Below are 16,052 nucleotides of genomic sequence, written 5' to 3' on the forward strand. Positions count from 1 at the left end.
GTCTGCTGCCGGTTGGCGGCGAATGTGCCGTATTGCGTGTCTATGTGTCTTACGGGGCTTCGCGTTGTATCGGTGGTCGGTCCTCCCGGCTGGGTTGCCGGTTGTTCATGAGGACGTGCCCGGAGCCTAAATGGTTCATGCCTGGAAGGGAACGTGATGTGTACTTCACTCCATCGAGGGATCGAACGTGTATGCGAGTGTGGACTAGTGTGAGTTTCCGACGAGGGTGGCGTTACAACGGCTCTACCAGGCCTCGGTACCCTCTCACCGGTGACTGAAGCCGCGCCCTTACCCGTGAGGGCCCCATCTGAAATTCAGCGAGGAGCGAACCGCGTGACCGCCGAAACGTCCGTGCCGTCCACAGCTCTGCTGGCAGGAGCAGACCGGGACGGTTCCAACTACACCGCGCGGCACCTGCTCGTCCTCGAGGGGCTCGAGGCCGTACGCAAGCGCCCGGGTATGTACATCGGCTCGACCGACAGCCGTGGCCTGATGCACTGCGTCTGGGAGATCATCGACAACTCCGTCGACGAGGCCCTGGGCGGGTACTGCGACCACATCGAGGTGATCCTCCACGACGACGGCTCGGTCGAGGTCCGGGACAACGGCCGGGGCATCCCGATCGACGTCGAGCCCAAGACCGGCCTGTCCGGTGTCGAGGTCGTCATGACCAAGCTGCACGCCGGCGGCAAGTTCGGAGGTGGCTCCTACGCCGCCTCCGGCGGTCTGCACGGCGTCGGCGCCTCCGTGGTGAACGCCCTGTCCGCCCGGCTGGACGTCGAGGTGGACCGCGGTGGCCACACGCACGCGATCAGCTTCCGGCGCGGTGTCCCCGGCGCCTTCGCCGGCAATGGCCCGGAGGCCAAGTTCGAGGCCAAGAGTGGGCTGCGCAAGGCCAAGAAGATCCCGAAGAGCCGTACCGGCACGCGCGTGCGGTACTGGGCCGACCGCCAGATCTTCCTCAAGGACGCCAAGCTCAATCTGGAGACGCTGCACCAGCGCGCCCGCCAGACCGCGTTCCTGGTGCCCGGTCTGACCATCGTGGTGCGCGACGAATACGGGCTCGGCGAGGGTGGCAGCAAGGGCGAGGAGTCCTTCCGCTTCGACGGCGGGATCAGCGAGTTCTGCGAGTACCTGGCCAACGACAAACCGGTCTGCGACGTCCTCCGCTTCTCCGGGCAGGGCACCTTCAAGGAAACCGTCCCGGTGCTGGACGAGCACGGTCAGATGACCCCCACCCAGGTCACCCGTGAGCTCGACGTCGACGTGGCGATGCGCTGGGGCACGGGGTACGACACGACCCTGAAGTCGTTCGTGAACATCATCGCCACGCCCAAGGGCGGCACCCATGTCGCCGGCTTCGAGCAGGCCGTGACCGCCACGATGAACGAGGTCCTCCGCGCCAAGAAGCTGCTGCGCGTCGCCGAGGACGACATCGTCAAGGACGACGCCCTGGAGGGTCTGACGGCGGTCGTCACCGTGCGCCTGGCCGAGCCGCAGTTCGAGGGGCAGACCAAGGAGGTCCTCGGAACCTCGGCGGCCCGTCGCATCGTGAACACGGTGATCTCCAGGGAACTCAAGGCGTTCCTGACGTCCACGAAGCGGGACGCCGCCCAGCAGGCCCGTGTCGTGATGGAGAAGGCCGTCGCCGCGGCCCGGACGCGCATCGCCGCCCGGCAGCACAAGGACGCGCAGCGGCGCAAGACGGCCCTGGAGTCCTCCTCGCTGCCCGCCAAGCTGGCCGACTGCCGCAGCGACGACGTCGACCGCAGCGAGCTGTTCATCGTCGAGGGTGACTCCGCGCTCGGCACGGCGAAGCTCGCCCGGAACTCCGAGTTCCAGGCGTTGCTGCCGATCCGGGGCAAGATCCTCAACGTCCAGAAGTCGTCCGTGACGGACATGCTGAAGAACGCCGAGTGCGGCGCGATCATCCAGGTCATAGGAGCCGGCTCGGGCCGGACCTTCGACATCGACACCGCCCGCTACGGCAAGATCATCATGATGACCGACGCCGACGTCGACGGCTCGCACATCCGCACGCTGCTGCTGACGCTGTTCCACCGCTACATGCGGCCCATGGTCGAGGCCGGCCGGGTCTTCGCGGCGGTGCCGCCGCTGCACCGCATCGAGATCGTCCAGCCGAAGAAGGGCCAGGACATGTACGTCTACACGTACTCGGACCGCGAACTGCGCGACAAGCTCATGGAGTTCCAGACCAAGGGCATCCGCTACAAGGACTCGATCCAGCGCTACAAGGGCCTCGGCGAGATGGACGCCGACCAGCTGGCCGAGACGACGATGGACCCGCGTCACCGCACCCTGCGCCGGATCAACCTCTCCGACCTGGAGTCCGCCGAGCAGGTCTTCGACCTGCTGATGGGTAACGACGTGGCGCCGCGCAAGGAGTTCATCTCCAACTCGGCGGCGACGCTGGATCGGTCGCGGATCGACGCGTAGCCGCGGCACCGGGCCGTTTTGCTGGGTACGACCGCGGGCTCCGGCCCCGGTCGGTGTCCGTCCGGCCAGGGCCAGTACGACCAGGGCTGGCCAGTACGACCAGGGCCCGTACGACCAGCCCCGTCACCCAGGGCCGGGCTCAAGGACCGTGCGCAGGCGGTGCGTTACGCCTACGCGAAACGACTTGTGCGGCCGCCAGCCGGTTAGTCACCTGATGGGGTGAAGACGGAGGGGAAGAAGAGTCGGGGATCTTCCCGTTCTGTCCATCCTTGGGCATGCAGCGAAGCAAGGGCCGTCCCCGTGGCGGCGGGGCCGGCCAGGAGAGTTGGGTCGAGCCTCTCGACGGTCATGACCCGGTCCCGGCCGAGGAGGCCGGACAGCTCAGGTACGACGATCCCTGGTACGACGCCCTCGCCTCCGGGTGGGGTGAGTGGGCCGGTGACGGGACGCAGGGCCCCTCGGTGGTTCCGCCGGCACGGGCGGGGGCCGCCGCGGCCGATGTGTACCTGGAAGTGCAGCGCAGTGCGGCCTTCCAGGAGGTGCGCAGGCGGTACCGGAGGTTCGTGGTGCCTGCGTTCGTGGCCTTCTTCGCCTGGTACCTGGGCTACGTCGTGGCCGCCACGACCGTGCCGGATCTGATGGCACGGCCCGTGGCGGGAGCGGTGAACGTGGCGATGGCGGCGGGACTCGGACAGTTCCTGTCCACGTTCCTGCTCACCTGGGCGTACGCGCGGCATGCGCGGCTTCGCAGGGACCGGGCCGCGCTCGAACTGCGGTGGGACACACAAGAACTGACGCGCGGCATGAACGGTGGTACGTCGTGACGGAGGAACACCAGACGCTGGCGCTGCTGCTCTTCAGCGCGTTCGTCGCGGTCACGTTGGGGATCACCACGTGGGTCAGCCGCAACCGGCGCGGCTCGGCGGAGGAGTTCTACGCCGGCGGGCGGCTGTTCTCACCCATGGAGAATGGTTTTGCCATCGCGGGCGACTACATGTCGGCCGCCTCCTTCCTCGGAGTCACCGGGCTCATCGCCTTGTTCGGCTACGACGGGCTGCTGTATGTCGTCGGCTTTCTCGTGGCATGGCTGGTGGTGCTGTTCCTGGTCGCCGAACTGGTGCGCAACTGCGGCCGGTTCACGATGGCCGACGTCGTGGCGGCGCGGATGAGGGAGCGTCCGGTGCGCATCGCGGCGGGAACCTCCTCCGTCACCGTGTCCGTTCTGTATCTGGTGGCGCAGATGGTCGGCGCGGGCAGCCTGGTGGCGCTGCTGCTCGGGGGCACGAGCGACGCGGCGCGGGACTGGACCGTCATCGGTGTGGGCGCGCTCATGGTGATCTACGTGTCCCTGGGAGGGATGCGGGCGACCACATGGATCCAGATCGTCAAGGCCGTTCTGCTGCTCGGCGGCACCATCGTGCTGACGGTGCTCGTCCTGGTGCGTTTCCACGGTGACGTGGACCTCTTGCTGCTCACGGCGGCGGAGCGCAGCGGGCACGGCGAGGCGTTCCTGGCGCCGGGGCTGAAGTACGGCGGGGACTGGACGGCCCGCTTCGACTTCATCAGTCTGGCGCTGGCCCTGGTGCTGGGTACGGCGGGGCTGCCGCACATCCTGTCGCGCTTCTACACGGTGCCCACCGCGCGGGCCGCCCGCCGCTCGGTCGTCTGGGCCGTCGGGCTGATCGGCGGCTTCTACCTGATGACGATCGTGCTCGGGTTCGGCGCGGCCGCCGTCCTGGGGCCGGATGCGGTCAGGGAGTCGAGCGCGGCCGGGAACACGGCGGTTCCGCTGCTGGCGCTCGACCTCGGCGGTGGTGCGGGTTCCACCGGGGGGACGGTTCTCTTCGCGATCGTCGCCGCGGTCGCCTTCGCCACGATCCTCGCCGTGGTCGCCGGGATCACGCTCGCGTCCTCGGCGTCCGTGGCCCACGACCTGTACGCCTCCCTGCGGCGCCGCGGCGGGAAGCCGCGCAGCGAGGTGGCCGTGGCCCGTGTCGCGGCCGTCGGCGTCGGCGTGTTGGCGATCGCGCTCGGTCTGCTGGCGCGGGACCTCAACGTGGCGTTCCTGGTCGGCCTGGCCTTCGCCGTCGCCGCGTCCGCGAACCTGCCGGTACTGCTCTACTCCCTGTTCTGGCGCGGCTTCACCACACGGGGCGCCGTATGGGCCGTCTACGGCGGTCTGGTCCCGGCCGTGGTGCTCGTGGTGCTGTCCCCGGTGGTCTCGGGAAGCCCCGACTCACTCTTCCCGGGCATCGACCTCCAGTACTTCCCGCTGCAGAACCCGGGCCTGGTATCCATCCCCCTCGGCTTCCTCGCGGGCTGGCTGGGCACCGTCACCTCGACGGAGGTCCCCGACGAGGCCAAGCACGCGGAGACCGAGGTGCGTTCGCTGACGGGTGCCGGAGCGGCGTAGGGCGGTGCCCTCGGTGTCCTGGCAGGACGGCGCCCGGCACCGGTTCAGGGAGAAACCGGCCCGCTGTCGCCCTAGCCGCGGGTCGCCCACACGTAACGGTGTTCCGGGCGGCCCGCATCGCCGTACTTGAGGGTGAGTCTGGCCCGTCCCGTGCGTTCCAGGAGCTTCAGATAGCGCTGGGCGGTCTGGCGGCTCACTCCGGTCCGCTCGGCGATCTCCTGGGCGGACAGGGGCCCGTCCGCGTTCATGAGGGACTGGCGGACCAGCTCGGCCGTCGTGGGGGAGTGTCCCTTGGGCAGGGCGCTTTCCGACGGTGCCGAGAGCGCCCCGAAAATGCGGTCCACCTCGGCCTGCTCGGCCTCTCCACCGCCGTCGAGGGTGCGGCGCAACTCGGCGTAGGCATCCAGCTTGGCGCGCAGGCCGGCGAAGGCGAACGGCTTGACCAGGTACTGCAGCGCGCCGTGCCGCATCGCGGCCTGCACGGTGGAGACGTCCCGGGCCGCCGTGACCATGATCACGTCGGTCTGGTCGCCACGCCGCCGCATCTCCTGGACGACCGCCAGCCCTGTCGCGTCCGGCAGGTAGTGGTCCAGGAGCACCAGGTCCAGCCGGGGCAGCGCCTCCAGTCGATGCAGCGCTTCCGCGGCGCTGTGGGCCACGCCGGCGACGTGGAAGCCCGGCACCTTCTCGACGTAGGCGGCGTTGACCCGCGCGACCCTCATGTCGTCGTCCACGACCAGGACCTCGATCATCACGCCTTCTCCTCGGTGGTCTGCGGAACTGACGGCACCGTCAGGACGGCCGACTGCGGACCCGGCTCGGCCAGCGCCTCGGGCAGGACGACGGTGAACTCCGCGCCCCCGCCGTGCGCCTCACCGACGGTCGCGCTGCCGCCCTGGCGCTCCGCGAGCCTGCGCACCAGGGACAGCCCGATACCCCGCTCGCGGTGAGCCGGCGGCTTCTTCGTAGACCATCCCGTGGTGAAGATCAACTCGCGGTGTTCCTGCGGGATCCCGGGGCCCGTGTCACGCACCCTGAGGATCGCCGTACGCCCCTCCGCGCGCAGTTCGACTTCCACGCGCGCGTGCTGCGTGCCGGCGACGGCGTCGAGGGCGTTGTCGACCAGGTTCCCGACGACGGTGACGAGCCCCTGCGGGTCGACCAGCCGGTCGGGGAGCCGGGTCCGGTCCGACACCCACAGGGCGACGCCCCGTTCGGCCGCGACGGTCGCCTTGCCGACCAGCAGGGCGGCCAGAAGCGGGTCCTCGATCCGCTCCGTGACCTGTTCCGCGGTGGCCCGGTGATCACCGACCACCTCGCCGACGAACTCGACGGCGTCGTCGTACATCTCCAGTTCGAGCAGCCCCAGAAGCGTGTGCATCCGGTTGGCGTGCTCGTGGTCCTGGGCGCGCAGGGCGTCGATCAGACCACGGGTGGAGTCCAGTTCGCGGCCCAGCTGCTCCAGCTCGGTGCGGTCGCGCAGGGTGGCCACGGCACCGCCGTCGTCGGTGGGCATGCGGTTGGCGACCAGCACCCGCTGCCCGCGCACGGTGAGCAGATCCGTCCCCGTGACGCGTCCGGCCAGCACATCGGCCGTGCGGCCCGCGCCGAGCGCCTCGTCGGGGGAGCGGCCCACCACCGTCTCCCCGATGCCCAGCAGGCGCTGTGCCTCGTCGTTCACGAGACGGATGCGACCGGTGCGGTCCAGGGCGACGACGCCCTCGCGGATGCCGTGCAGCATCGCCTCGCGTTCGGACAGCAGCGCCGCGATGTCCGAGAAGGCCAGGTCCCTGGTCTGCCGCTGGACCCGCCGGGAGATGAGCCACGCGGCCAGCGCACCCACGGCCAGGGCGCCGCCGGCGTACGCGAGCAGCCCCGGGATCGCGTGGATCAGGCGGGCCCGGACGCTGTCGTAGGCGATGCCGACGGAGACCGCGCCGACGACGGTGCCGTCGCTGTCGCGCAGCGGTACCTTGCCCCGGGCGGAGCGGCCCAGGGTGCCGCTGTCGATCTCCATGACCTCCTTGCCGGCCAGGGCCTGGCCGGGGTCGGTGGAGACGATGCCGCCGATCTGTTCCGGGTCCGTGTGCGACCAGCGCACGCCCCGCCAGTCCATCACCACGACGTACTCGGCCTTGGTGGCCTTCCGGATCCGCTCCGCCTCCCGCTGCACCGGACCGTTCGGCGACGGCGGCGTCTCCCTCACGTCCCGTGCGAGTTCCGGCTGCTGGGCGGTCGTCTGCGCGATCGCGAGCGCACGGCGCATCGCCTGGTCGTCCAGCTCGTTACTGAGGGGCGCCAGGAACAACCCGGTCGCGAGCACAGCGACTCCCGCGGCGATCGCCACCTGCATCAGCAGCACCTGCGAGAACACCCGCCGGGGCAGACCGAGGCGCAGGCGGCGTGCGGGGGGAGTGGGGCTCATACCCAAGACCGTACGTGCGGCCGGCTGCCTGCCCTAGACGGGTGTGGCGTGGATCTCCAGATCAAGGCGGGCAGAGTCAGCGGCGTCGGTGCATGACATTCGGCATCCCTCCGGAAGAGCCGTGTCCGGCCGCCGAAGCCGTCCACGCCGGGCCGAACGGTCAGCCGGCCAGTGCCGCAGCCATCCTCACCTCGCGCACCGCCACCACGTCCATCCGCGCGGGAGACCCGAGGACCGACGCTCCGCAGCTCTCCGGGCGGGCCGGCTGCGCCGCGCCCTGGGCCACGTCGACCTGCCAGCGGCGCCCGTCGGTGTGGGCGACGGTCACCTCCCAGCGCGGGGCCGAGCCGACCGTCCGGACGATGCTCAGCGCCTCCGCGGTGCATTCGCCCGTCCTGGCGCGCACGGCGAGCTCGGCGGCCTGACCGGGCCGTTCCCAGGCGGAGCTGCCCCGGCACCCCTCCACGACGATCCGCCCCTCCCGGGCGCCGTGCAGGACCTCCTTGAGGGAGTGGGCCTCGGCCCGGCCGTACGCGTATCCGTACGGCAGCACGAGCACCGTGGGGGAGAAGCGGTGACCACCCAGATGGGTGACCTCCCAGACGCCCTCGACCCCGGACGTCGCCAGCTCGGCCGCGAGGGGCCTGCCGAGGAGGGCGCAGCAGCGGTCGCGCTTGCCGTTGGTGCAGACCAGGGCGAGCGGGTCGCCGTCGTGGGGCCGGCCGCCGAGCAGCGCGTCGAACATGCGGTGGTCGCCCCGGCCGAGCGCGGCGAAGTCGAGGTCGAGGAGCTGTCCCGGGTCCGAGGTCGAGGCGCTGTGCAGCCACACGTTTCCCGGCACGACGTGCGCGACGTACACGCGGCGTGTGGTGGGCATGCGGCGGTCCGCGTGGCGCCCGGGGCGGCGGATGAGCGCGATCCGTACGCCCGTGTCCTTTGCGGCGGCCTCCAGCGCACGTCCCAGGGCGGGGTCCAGGTGGCTCGAAGTGAGCGCCTTGGCACCCCACGGACCGGGCTGTTCGATCAACAGCCAGGTCCTCGCGGTGGCCGCGGTTCCCGAAACGGGCTCGTCGAAGTCCCGGGAGACGCTTGAGCACGTACTCACAGAGGTGAGCCTAACCTGACTTGCGCCGCCGCGAATTTCGGCCCCGCCCTGCGCTACTCCGGCAGTGGCTGCGGAGGCCTCGGACCTGTGTAGAGACCGCTCGGGCGCATCCGCAGGGGGCGTTCGCCGTACTCCTCCAGGGCGTGGGCGATCCAGCCCGCCGTGCGGGCGACGGCGAAGATCGTCTCGCCCGCGGTCGGCGGCATGCCGGAGGACACCGTGAGCACGGCGAGCGCCAGGTCCACGTTGGCGTGCAGCGGGACGTGCCGGGCGGTGGTCTCGACGATGTCGCGGGCCGCGAGGAGAGCGGGCTCCGCGCGCGGGATCCGCTCCAGGAGGGCGAACAGGGCACGCGCGCGTGGGTCCTCGCCGGGGTAGAGCCGGTGGCCGAGGCCCGGGACGCGCCGGCCGGCGCGCAGTTCGTCCGCGATCACGGGTGCCGCGTCGCCCTGTTCGAGCACGTCCTGCAGCAGCCGGTGGGCCAGCCCGCTGGCCGCGCCGTGCAGCGGGCCCTCGATCACGCCCAGTCCGGCGGAGACCGCCGCGTAGGGGTGGGCACGGGCCGAGGCGGCGACGCGCACCGCCAGGGTGGAGGCGGCCAGGTCGTGGTCGACCAGGAGGGCGAGGGCGCCGTCCAGGGCGCGCAGGGACGCCTCGTCGGCCTTGCGCATCGAGAGCCGGGTCCACAGGCGGTGGGCCATGGGGCCCTCGTCACGACGGTCGTGTGCCCTCGGCGGCAGGGCGGCGACGAGCGTGGGGATGAGGGTGCGCGCGGTGCCGAGCACGGCGTCCTCGGACAGGTCGAACCGCAGCGGATCGGCGGTCGCGGCGGCGACGGTCGCCACCCGCAGCAGGTCGGCGGGCGCGGCGTGTTCGGGCAGCGCCTCGACGGCGCGGCGGGCGACGGACACGAAGGCGGTCGGTGCGGTGAACGTACTGCCCGGGAGCATCCGGCCCGTCCAGAGCCACTCGGCGACCTCCTCATAGGTGTGCCGTGTGGCCAGGTCGACGGCGTCGACACCGCGGAAGAAGTAGCGGTCGCTCTCGATGAGCGTGAGGCGGGTGCGGACGGACAGCTCGCCACCGGAACGGCCCCCGCCGGAGTCGCCCGAGCCGGAACCGCTGGGACCGGAACCGCCCGAGCTGTCGCGCCTGTTGCGCCGGGCGAGCGCCTCGACCTCCCCGGCGTCGAAGGTGCTGCCCCGCCCGCCGCTCACCCGCCGGCTGCTGAGCTGGCCGCGGCTCACATACGCGTACACGGTCTCCGGCTTCACACCGAGCAGCTCGGCGGCCTCCCTGGTGCTCAACCGCCGTTCCGCGTCCATGGGGGCGGGCTCTTGATCGCGCATGGGGGTCACCGTATCCGTCCCGCGGTCCATTGACTGATGTATTGATTCAATCAATATTGACAGGCATTTAGTCAATCATGGACAGTCGAATCAAGTCCAGGGAGGAAGTCATGTCCGTCAACAGGTCAGCAGCCACTCTTGTCGAAGCGCCCCGGGGGCTCGCCGGTGTTGTCGTCACCGACACCCGGATCGGTGACGTCCGCGGTCTGGAGGGCTTCTATCACTACAGGCAGTACTCGGCCGTCGACCTCGCGCGGACCCGCGGCTTCGAGGACGTCTGGCATCTCCTCGTCCACGGTGAACTGCCGGACGCGGCACGGAGCGCGGCCTTCGCGGCCGAGACCGCCGCGCTGCGGCGGCTGCCCGACGAGGTGCGGGCGGCGCTGCCGGCCATCGCCGCGGCCGGCGGGCGCTCCGGCCCGCTCGCCGGGATGCGTACGGCCCTCTCGCTGCTGGGGGCGGCGAAGGGGTTCCGGCCCGTGTACGACATCGACGCGGACCGGCGCCGGCAGGACACGATCGAGGCGGCCGCGGCGGTGCCCACGCTGCTCGCCGCGCTGCATCGGCTGGGCGCGGGGCTGGAGCCGGTGGAGCCGCGCGAGGACCTGTCCTACGCGGCGAACTACCTGTACATGGTGACCGGTTCGGTGCCCACCGAGCCGCACGCGCGGGCGATCGAGCAGTACCTGATCTCCATCATTGATCACGGATTCAATGCATCAACCTTCACGGCTCGGGTCATCGCGTCGACGGGCGCGGACGTGGCGGCGTGCCTCGCCGGGGCGGTGGCGGCGCTGTCGGGGCCGCTGCACGGGGGTGCGCCCAGCCGCGCGCTGGACACCCTGGACGCGATCGGCACCCCGGACCGAATCGACTCCTGGGTACGTCAGCGGGTGCTCGCCGGTGAGCGCATCATGGGGTTCGGGCATGCGATCTACCGCACGGAGGACCCGCGCTCCCGGATGCTGCGCGAGGTCGCCCAGGGGTTCGGCGGGCCGCGGGTGGAGTTCGCCGTCGAGGTGGAGCGTCACATCGAGGCGATCCTGGCGGAGCTGAAGCCGGGCCGGGAACTCCACACCAACGTCGAGTACTACGCGGGTGTGGTCATGGAACTCTGCGGCCTGCCGCGGGAGATGTTCACCCCGACCTTCGCCGCCGGGCGCGCGGTGGGCTGGAGCGCCAACATCCTGGAGCAGGCGGAGGACACGAAGATCATCAGGCCGGTGGCGCGGTATGTCGGACCGGAGGCGCCGGCACCGTTGCCCGCCTGAGCGAAGGCGCCGCAGGGTGGGGAGGGGGCGGCGTCATGCGCCGACCGTCCTCCGTTGTGGTGCGTGTGAAGCTGCCATCCGGTCACCTTGATGTGAACCATGCTGCGAATGCAGAGCCGCCGCATGTCATCAGGACCGTCAACAGCCGCACGGGCATGCGTTGGACGGTCATGCGGAACCCGCCGATGCGGATGTCCAGGGCTGGAGCCTGCTCATGCATCTCCTCGGCGCGGTTGCTCTTCACTTCGTGTTCCCTCCGCAAGATCTTCTGTGGCCTCTGTACAGGCGGTGGAAGCGGACCTGTGGGGCCGCCGCCCTCGATGATGGGGCGGCATGGAGCGTGGATGAGCGGAGTCAACCTTGTTGGCACCTGGGTAAACGCATCGGTTTGCGGGTTCGTTACCACCCAGCCGTGTGCCCCGTTCCAGAGAGCGATCTGCGAGAGAGCGGTGCTTGGCCGGGGCGTGGAGTTACTGGTCCGACGGGTGCCCGACGACCCACCACTCGTCGATGTCCGCCTCCTCCAGCTGGGCGAGCAGATCATCGACCATGCAGCTCAGCCCTGCCTCGTCGGAGGTGTCGACGAGGGCCGTCCGGTGTGGGCGGGTGGCATACCAGTACCCCATGAAGAGGGGGTTCTGCAGCATGTTCGGGCAAAGCTGATCAATGCCGACTTAGCCAAGTTGCCCATGCGATTGCAGCGCTGCGCGTTGCTTGCTCCGGGAGACGGTTCCGTCATAGGCGTCGAGCACCTCGGCCAGTTCCGGATCGTCCATCGCCTTGCTCAGCAACTCCCAGTGCAGACGCTGCTGGTGCGCGAAGTTGGTCCGGCGCTGGGACTGCGCGGCCTCCTCCAGGTGCTCGATCCGGGCGCGCAACGCGTGGAACGCGGGCCACTGCAAGGCCAGGGCGACGGCGGCACCCGCCGCCAGGCCCAGTCCTGCCGAGGCGGCGGCCCTCAGACCTCGGAACCCAAATTTCTGTGTGGTCATGTCAACCCCCGGTTCAGGCGGCCGTCCGCCGGTCGTCGGGGTGCGGGTCGACGGGAGGGGACCGGCGAGCGGTGGGCGGCGCTTGCCGCCTCCCAGAGTGCCGAGCGGCTCTGATCGGCGGGGAGGCGGAGAGGAGGCGCACGGAGGGAAGCGAGGGTCGCACAAACCGGCGCCATGCCCAACGTCTGCCCCGCGAGTGCTGCTAACAATCGTTCACTCAGGCGTGGATCTCACGGCTCGTATCCTGGGGCGGCATCCCCATTTCCCACGTGTGCCGGGAACGCGAGCCGGTGCACGCGTCGGCGCGAGAGAGGTCGCACGGTGAGCCAGCCGAGTCCGAAACCGCAGCAGATCCCGGTCGTCGTTCTGGCCGGATTCCTCGGCTCGGGAAAGACCACCCTGCTCAATCACCTGCTGCATCGCAGCGGCGGCAGCCGTATCGGCGCGATCGTCAACGACTTCGGGGCGATCGAGATCGACGCCATGGCCGTGGCGGGAGCGCTCGGCGACTCGACGGTCTCCCTGGGCAACGGCTGCCTGTGCTGTGCCGTCGACGCGAGCGAACTGGACCAGTACCTGGAGCGGCTCGCGGAGCCCGGCCTCGGCATCGACGTCATCGTCATCGAGGCCAGCGGTCTCGCCGAGCCGCAGGAACTCGTGCGGATGCTGCTGGCCAGCGAGCACCCGGGGGTCGTGTACGGCGGGCTCGTCGAGGTCGTCGACGCCGCCGAGTTCGACGACACCCGGGCCAGGCACCCCGAGATCGACCGGCATCTCGCGCTGGCGGACCTCGTCGTGGTCAACAAGCTCGACCGGGCGGCGGACGGCGAAGGCGTCCTCGGGCTGGTCCGGAGCCTCGTCGACCGTGCCGCCGTCGTCCCGGCCACCTACGGCCGGATCGACCCCGAGTTCCTCTTCGACTGCCGCCCGAGCGAGGAGCGCATCGGTCAGCTGTCCTTCGACGACCTGCACGAGCACGGCGGCGACGACGACGGCCACGACGGTCACCTGCACGCCGCCTACGACAGCCTGTCGTTCGTCTCCCCGAGCCCCCTCGACCCGCGCCGGCTGATGACGTTCCTGGACAGCCGCCCCGAGGGGCTGTACCGGATCAAGGGCTATGTCGACTTCGGGCCGTGCGACGTCCGCAACCGCTACGCCGTCCATGCCGTCGGGAGATTCCTGCGCTTCTACCCGGAGCCCTGGCCGGCCGGCGGTGAACGCCTCACCCAGCTGGTCCTCATCGGCTCGGGGATCGACACCGCCGCGCTCGAGAAGGAGCTGGAAGCCTCCAGGAGCGACGCCCCACACGCCGACGAGCACGGCATGTGGGGCGTCCTGAGGTACGTACGCGACCCCGGGGAGCAGGGCGCGGACCCGGCCTAGACCGGCCCGGCCACCACCGCCACCGTCTTCGCCAGGGACACCCCCGAGCCGTCGCGGCGCGGGTCGATGTCCGGGAGGTCGGCCGGCGCGCCGTTCTTCTGCGCGGCGAGCGCGGGGACGGGGCCCGCCCAGGCCAGGGACAGGCAGTCCTCGCCCTTCAGGAACCGCTGGCAGCGGACACCGCCGGTGGCGCGGCCCTTGCGCGGGTACTGGTCGAACGGGGTCAGCTTGGCCGTCGTCTGGACGGAGTCGTCCAGGGTGCCCCGCGAGCCGGCGATGGTGAAGACGACGGCGTCCACGGCCGGGTCCACCGCCGTGAAGGAGATGACCTTCGCGCCCTCCGTGAGCTTGATGCCGGCCACACCGCCGGCCGGACGCCCCTGCGGGCGGACCTGGGACGCCTGGAAGCGCAGCAGCTGCGCGTCGTCGGTGATGAAGACCAGGTCCTCCTCGCCGGTGCGCAGCTCGACCGCGCCGACGATCCGGTCGCCCTCCCTGAGGGTGATCACCTCGAGCTCGTCCTTGTTGGCCGGATAGTCCGGCACCACGCGCTTGACGACGCCCTGTGCCGTGCCGAGCGCCAGGCCCGGCGACGACTCGTCGAGCGTGGTCAGGCAGACCACCGTCTCGTCGTCCTCCAGTGTGACGAACTCCGCCAGCGGTGCGCCCCCCGCGAGGTTCGGCGACGGCAGCGACTCCGGGAGCTGGGGGAGGTCGACGACGTTCAGCCGCAGCAGCCGGCCCGTCGAGGTGACCGCGCCCACCTCACCGCGGGCCGTGGCCGGCACCGCCGAGACGATCACGTCGTGCTTCACGCGCTTGGTGCCGGGCTCCACCGTGAAGGGTTCGCCGTTCGCCGTACGGGCCAGCAGCCCCGTGGACGACAGCAGCACCCGGCACGGATCGTCGGCCACCTGGAGCGGCACGGCCGCGACCGGGGCACCGCTCGACTCCAGCAGGACCGTACGCCGGTCGCTGCCGAACTTCTTCGCGACGTTGGCCAGTTCGGAGGAGACCAGCTTGCGCAGCTCGGAGTCCGAGTCGAGGATCCGGGTCAGCTCCTCGATCTCCGTGTTGAGCCGGTCCTTCTCCGACTCCAGCTCGATGCGGTCGTACTTGGTCAGACGGCGCAGCGGCGTGTCGAGGATGTACTGCGTCTGCACCTCGCTCAGCGAGAACTGCTCCATCAGGCGCTGCTTGGCCTGCGCGGAGTTCTCGCTGGAGCGGATCAGGCGGATGACCTCGTCGATGTCCAGCAGGGCCGTCAGCAGACCCTCGACCAGGTGCAGCCGGTCGCGCTTCTTGCCGCGGCGGAACTCCGAGCGCCGCCGTACGACGTTGAAGCGGTGGTCGAGGTAGACCTCCAGGAGCTCCTTCAGGCCCAGCGTGAGCGGCTGGCCGTCCACCAGCGCCACGTTGTTGATGCCGAAGGACTCCTCCATCGGCGTCAGCTTGTAGAGCTGCTCGAGGACCGCCTCCGGAACGAAGCCGTTCTTGATCTCGATGACCAGGCGCAGGCCGTGCTGGCGGTCGGTGAGGTCCTTGACGTCGGCGATGCCCTGGAGCTTCTTGGAGCCGACCAGGTCCTTGATCTTGGAGATGACCTTCTCGGGGCCGACCGTGAAGGGCAGCTCCGTGACGACGAGGCCCTTGCGGCGGGCCGTCACGGGCTCCACCGACACCGTCGCCCGGATCTTGAACGTGCCGCGGCCGGACTCGTAGGCGTCCCGGATGCCGGACAGGCCGACGATGCGGCCGCCCGTGGGCAGGTCGGGGCCCGGGACGTGCTTCATCAGGGCGTCGAGATCGGCGTTCGGGTGCCTGATCAGATGGCGGGCGGCGGCGATGACCTCGCGCAGGTTGTGCGGCGCCATGTTCGTGGCCATGCCGACCGCGATGCCCGAGGCGCCGTTGACCAGGAGGTTCGGGAAGGCGGCGGGCAGAGCCACCGGTTCCTGCTCCTGGCCGTCGTAGTTGGGGTTGAAGTCGACGGTGTCCTCGTCGATCGACTCCGTCATCAGGCTCGTCGCCTCGGCCATCCGGCACTCGGTGTACCGCATGGCCGCCGGCGGGTCGTCGTTGCCCAGCGAGCCGAAGTTGCCGTGGCCGTCGACCAGGGGGACCCGCATCGAGAAGGGCTGGGCCATGCGCACGAGGGCGTCGTAGATCGACGCGTCGCCGTGCGGGTGCAGCTTGCCCATCACCTCGCCGACGACCCGGGCGCACTTGACGTACCCGCGCTCGGGGCGCAGGCCCATCTCGCTCATCTGGTAGACGATGCGGCGGTGCACCGGCTTGAGGCCGTCGCGTGCGTCCGGCAGGGCGCGGGAGTAGATGACCGAGTACGCGTACTCGAGGAAGGAGCCCTGCATCTCGTCGACGACGTCGATGTCGAGGATCCGCTCCTCGTACGAGTCGTCGGGCGGCGGGGTCTTCGTGCTGCGGCGGGCCATCGCTGCCGGCTCCTTGCTGCTGCGATCCAGATCTGACGCGGACCATTGTGGACCGCCGCACTGACAAGCGGGACCAGGACCCGGGGCAAGCTGCGTCCCCGGCCGCGCACCGAGGTCGCCGCCGGGAACTTCACCAGGGCTTCGCGCGCTTGCATACAGTGGCAGGACCGGCAGGAATCCGCGGTCTGAACAACCGCTCAG

Annotated in this window: 11 protein-coding genes and 2 pseudogenes; 6 read left to right on the top strand and 7 right to left on the bottom strand. The window is 70.5% G+C overall.

Annotated features, from left to right (window positions below; genetic code table 11):
• The first annotated feature begins 333 nt into the window (after window positions 1-333).
• From IGS69_RS26320 to IGS69_RS26330, 4 genes and pseudogenes are all read left to right on the top strand, one after another.
• Entirely contained in the window at window positions 334-2,457 is a 2,124-nt protein-coding gene (locus IGS69_RS26320; RefSeq protein WP_190902956.1) for a DNA gyrase/topoisomerase IV subunit B, read from the top strand.
• A 129-nt stretch (window positions 2,458-2,586) separates the two neighbouring features.
• Window positions 2,587-2,664, top strand: a pseudogene (locus IGS69_RS34775) (DNA-binding response regulator); the annotation flags it as partial.
• Between the two features lie 68 nt (window positions 2,665-2,732).
• On the top strand, window positions 2,733-3,281 hold the full coding sequence (locus tag IGS69_RS26325) for a DUF485 domain-containing protein (RefSeq protein ID WP_190902957.1): 549 nt from the start codon (window positions 2,733-2,735) through the stop codon (window positions 3,279-3,281).
• Window positions 3,278-4,870: a solute symporter family protein gene (locus tag IGS69_RS26330; protein WP_190902958.1), complete on the top strand. Its 1,593-nt coding sequence runs from the start codon at window positions 3,278-3,280 to the stop codon at window positions 4,868-4,870. The genes IGS69_RS26325 and IGS69_RS26330 overlap by 4 nt, the downstream gene beginning before the upstream one ends.
• Before the next feature lie 71 nt (window positions 4,871-4,941).
• Here IGS69_RS26330 and IGS69_RS26335 read toward each other — a convergent pair whose 3' ends face one another.
• The 4 genes from IGS69_RS26335 to IGS69_RS26350 form a co-directional block, all read right to left on the bottom strand.
• Entirely contained in the window at window positions 4,942-5,622 is a 681-nt protein-coding gene (locus IGS69_RS26335) for a response regulator (RefSeq protein WP_190904652.1), read from the bottom strand.
• Entirely contained in the window at window positions 5,622-7,295 is a 1,674-nt protein-coding gene (locus IGS69_RS26340) for a sensor histidine kinase (RefSeq protein WP_190902959.1), read from the bottom strand. Before IGS69_RS26340 ends, IGS69_RS26335 begins: the two co-directional genes overlap by 1 nt.
• Window positions 7,296-7,455: 160 nt before the next feature.
• Entirely contained in the window at window positions 7,456-8,400 is a 945-nt protein-coding gene (locus tag IGS69_RS26345) for a sucrase ferredoxin (RefSeq protein ID WP_190902960.1), read from the bottom strand.
• A 53-nt stretch (window positions 8,401-8,453) separates the two neighbouring features.
• A complete protein-coding gene (locus IGS69_RS26350) occupies window positions 8,454-9,749 on the bottom strand; it encodes a citrate synthase (RefSeq protein ID WP_190902961.1) in 1,296 nt (431 codons plus the stop codon).
• 110 nt (window positions 9,750-9,859) lie between these two features.
• On the opposite strand from IGS69_RS26350, the gene IGS69_RS26355 reads away from it, so the two are divergent.
• A complete protein-coding gene (locus tag IGS69_RS26355) occupies window positions 9,860-11,020 on the top strand; it encodes a citrate synthase (RefSeq protein ID WP_190902962.1) in 1,161 nt (386 codons plus the stop codon).
• 82 nt (window positions 11,021-11,102) lie between these two features.
• Here IGS69_RS26355 and IGS69_RS26360 read toward each other — a convergent pair whose 3' ends face one another.
• A complete protein-coding gene (locus tag IGS69_RS26360) occupies window positions 11,103-11,264 on the bottom strand; it encodes a hypothetical protein (RefSeq protein WP_190902963.1) in 162 nt (53 codons plus the stop codon).
• A 226-nt stretch (window positions 11,265-11,490) separates the two neighbouring features.
• Window positions 11,491-12,012 (bottom strand): annotated as a pseudogene (locus IGS69_RS26365) (DUF6082 family protein).
• Between the two features lie 321 nt (window positions 12,013-12,333).
• Between IGS69_RS26365 and IGS69_RS26370 the strand changes: the two are divergent.
• Window positions 12,334-13,398, top strand: coding sequence for a CobW family GTP-binding protein (locus IGS69_RS26370; protein WP_190902964.1), 1,065 nt, complete (start codon window positions 12,334-12,336; stop codon window positions 13,396-13,398).
• On the opposite strand, the gene IGS69_RS26375 is transcribed toward IGS69_RS26370, so the two are convergent.
• Window positions 13,395-15,851 (bottom strand): DNA gyrase/topoisomerase IV subunit A, encoded by a 2,457-nt coding sequence (locus IGS69_RS26375; RefSeq protein WP_190902965.1) that lies wholly within the window; start codon window positions 15,849-15,851, stop codon window positions 13,395-13,397. The genes IGS69_RS26370 and IGS69_RS26375 overlap by 4 nt on opposite strands.
• Window positions 15,852-16,052 lie beyond the last annotated feature (201 nt).

Source organism: Streptomyces tuirus, assembly GCF_014701095.1.
GTDB lineage: Bacteria > Actinomycetota > Actinomycetes > Streptomycetales > Streptomycetaceae > Streptomyces > Streptomyces tuirus.

Coding starts and splice junctions, on each gene's coding strand:
- IGS69_RS26355 (WP_190902962.1), top strand. CDS start 9,860: ATGTCCGTCAACAGGTCAGCAGCCACTCTTGTCGAAGCGCCCCGGGGG.
- IGS69_RS26335 (WP_190904652.1), bottom strand. CDS start 5,622: ATGATCGAGGTCCTGGTCGTGGACGACGACATGAGGGTCGCGCGGGTC.
- IGS69_RS26350 (WP_190902961.1), bottom strand. CDS start 9,749: ATGCGCGATCAAGAGCCCGCCCCCATGGACGCGGAACGGCGGTTGAGC.
- IGS69_RS26375 (WP_190902965.1), bottom strand. CDS start 15,851: ATGGCCCGCCGCAGCACGAAGACCCCGCCGCCCGACGACTCGTACGAG.
- IGS69_RS26325 (WP_190902957.1), top strand. CDS start 2,733: ATGCAGCGAAGCAAGGGCCGTCCCCGTGGCGGCGGGGCCGGCCAGGAG.
- IGS69_RS26340 (WP_190902959.1), bottom strand. CDS start 7,295: ATGAGCCCCACTCCCCCCGCACGCCGCCTGCGCCTCGGTCTGCCCCGG.